The organism is Pontibacterium sp., assembly GCF_041587635.1.
Classification (GTDB): domain Bacteria; phylum Pseudomonadota; class Gammaproteobacteria; order Pseudomonadales; family Balneatricaceae; genus Pontibacterium.
In genome coordinates, this window is the sequence record NZ_JBFGYC010000490.1 from 1 (window position 1) to 3,017 (window position 3,017).

Consider the following 3,017-nt stretch of genomic DNA (forward strand, 5'->3'; position numbering starts at 1 on the left):
ATGACTATGTCTGTAAACCGTTGCACCCACGAGTGTTGCTTGCGCGGATTCGTATGTTGTTGCGTCGACATGAAGAAGAGCCCGTTAACGGTGATGCAATGCCGGTTAATGAGGGAGGGGGCACTTCTGCGCAATCCCTGACATTTGGCCATCTGGTAATGACCAGTACAACCAAGCGCTGCACATTGGCGGGTGAAGCGATCAACCTCACCCCTGCTGAATTTGATCTGCTTTGGTTATTAGCGCAGCACCCGGATCAGCCTCTCTCCCGTGAAGAGCTCGTCAAAAAGACCCGCGGCATAGAATACGACGGTGTTGATCGCACGATCGATAATCGAATTGTTATCCTGCGTAAAAAACTACAGGACAACGCTTCTCAGCCACAACGCATCATCACCGTGCGTGGTAAAGGTTATCTGTTTGTCGCCAGTAGCTGGCACTGAGCTGCAACGATTTCCGACATACAAACCCGTACATTTATTCCCATGACCCAATGTCCTGCTGCTGCCACAATGGGACCTATGATATCTCTGTTGTTGAACCTTTCAGGCTAATCTCAGGACACCTGTATGGCGCGTTTATTCATCACCCTCTACGCCGGAATCATTGTCTCTTTCTATGTTTTTCTCTTCTCTGTTGAAATCATCGCGACCAGTTTGTCTTACGATGTGGGCGCACAGGATTCGCGCAATACGCTGATGGGCTATGTTGCGTTGCTTTCGCGGGTTAAAGCCGCGGCGGGAGAGCAGGCGATGCAGGAGGCGATGCATGAAGTGGCAAACCTGAATGCAATGCTGACCTCAGAGGTAACCGATCCGGTTGTTCTAAGTCACCCAAAGATTAAGGCGTTGCCAAGTCCCGGCGGAATGGTTGAGCAAATTGATCTGGAAGAGCACGAACCGGCCTATTTTCGTTTGGCTGAAGACACGCGGGTATTTCGGGTGATTGACGATCCTGATGCGGAACTCTGGGCTAAAGAGCGTTTACTGAACACTCTGGCGCAGTGGGGGCTGCTGCTGGTGATGGGATTGATCGTGGGCGTATGGTTCTTCTACCTGCATCGTAAACTAAAACGATTGGAGCTTGCTTCCGGTCGGATCGCAGCCGGTGATTTCAGTGCGCGTGTGGGTGAGGATGGTGGTAGTCGAGTTGGCGGTTTGAACCGGGCGTTTAACGGCATGGCAGAGCGGGTGGAACAGCTTATCGCCAGCCACAAACGGCTGACTAACGCGGTCGCTCATGAATTGCGTACTCCTATCTTCCGGTTGCGCTGCCAACTGGAGCTGCTAGAGCACGGTTGTGCAAAAGAGGAGCACGATCAGTTTGTGGAAGGGATGGAAGCCGACCTTAAGGAATTGGAGACGATGGTGGATGAGCTACTCACCTTTGCCCGCATGGAGCGCGCTGATCTTGACGTGAATCTGGTCTCCACCGATCTGGATCATTGGTTGAATCAACAGTTACCGATGTTGATACGTAGCAGCGACCTGCCGCTCAGTCTCAACATCGACAAGCCGGTATCGGCCATGGTGGATTCGAAGCTGTTACAGCGTGCGATTACCAACCTGGTACGTAATGCCGACAAATACGGTCGAGAACAGGTCAGCATCTGTTTGTTGCACACAGCCGATGTTGCACAGATCTGTGTGGATGATGACGGACCCGGTGTTCCACCGTCTGAGCGTGAACGTGTGCTGGAACCCTTTGAACGTTTGGACAGTGCGCGTACCCGAAAGACGGGGGGATATGGCTTGGGCCTGACAATTGTGCGAGAGATTGTGGCCTATCATAGGGGCAGCGTGTTAATTGAAGACTCTCCATTGGGCGGCGCGCGGATTATTATCAATTTGCCCCGGAGCGCATAAATGTATGTGAATGTAAGGGCGCGTACATACATTCACATACAGAATCCAGATACTGTCAGGGACATTGGATCGGCAGAATACACTCATCGAATTTAAATACGGATGAGGAATTCACCGATGAAAAAATTAATTATCGTCAGCACCCTGACCTCTTTGTTTGCCGCTTCCGCAGCTATGGCGGGTGATCTTACCGTTGTCGGTGGCGTAGCCACCTTCGAATCACCGTATAAGAACTTTGACGATGACACTGCCGTCTATCTGGATGCCCGTTACAAAGAGGGGGATTTCAGTATCGATGAGCGTGGTTTCAACTACCGCGTGTTAGGTACAGATGACACGCCGCTGAATATCCACGCAACGCTGACCAGCGCGGGTGACGGCTATGATACGGATGATTCCCCTGTCTTTACGGGAATGGATGAACGTGATGGCAGTTTGGATCTGGGTGTCAGCGCAGATTACACCGTGGGTGATGGTCAGATAAAAGCGACGCTGGTCCATGATATTACCAATAATCATGAAGGCTTTGTGGCGGACGTGAACTACAGTCATGACTTTGAACTGGATTATGGCCTGACCGTGGTACCGCGTGCCGGTGTGGCGTATACCAGTGAAGATTACACCAACTATTACTTCGGTGTTCGTCAGAGTGAAGCAACCGGCAGTCGGGCTGCCTACACTGCTGACAGCGCTTTGAACCCGTATGTGGGGTACCGCATGACAATGCCACTGGCAGGTTCATGGAGTCTGGTACACGAAGCCGCGTATGTATGGCTGGATGATGAAATCACCGATTCTTCTCTGGTTGACCGTGACAGTGCTTGGGTCGCAGCATTTGGTGTCGGTTACACCTTCTAATCAGATTTAGTTTTTGGCGCTCCGGAGATTCCAATGGAGCGCCACTCCCTCCGACTCGCTTATCTTTGCGTTCACCTTCCGGAACACGATGAAGGGGTGACCGGAAGTGTCTTAGGGGGCAGGTTTATTGGGTTGATGGTCTCTCCAAGTATTTAAATCTGTCCCCGTTTTTTATTTTCTATTTTTTATTTTCAAAAGTAAGTTCAAGGATCGATAATCCATGCATGTGATTAAACTGACCTCCATCGCAGCGATGGTGCTGTGTGCGGGCTGTAGTGCAGTCAAAGCTGTACC

Annotated in this window: 3 protein-coding genes; all 3 read left to right on the forward strand. The window is 51.1% G+C overall.

Annotated elements, in window-relative coordinates:
* Window positions 1-443: winged helix-turn-helix domain-containing protein (locus tag ABYW01_RS17935; RefSeq protein ID WP_372835444.1), on the forward strand; the 443-nt coding region annotated here is incomplete at its 5' end.
* A 126-nt stretch (window positions 444-569) separates the two neighbouring features.
* Window positions 570-1,865, forward strand: a complete 1,296-nt coding sequence (locus tag ABYW01_RS17940) for an ATP-binding protein (RefSeq protein ID WP_372835447.1) — start codon at window positions 570-572, stop codon at window positions 1,863-1,865.
* A gap of 117 nt (window positions 1,866-1,982) precedes the next feature.
* Complete coding sequence (locus tag ABYW01_RS17945) at window positions 1,983-2,723, forward strand: MipA/OmpV family protein (protein ID WP_372835450.1); 741 nt, start codon at window positions 1,983-1,985, stop codon at window positions 2,721-2,723.
* Window positions 2,724-3,017 lie beyond the last annotated feature (294 nt).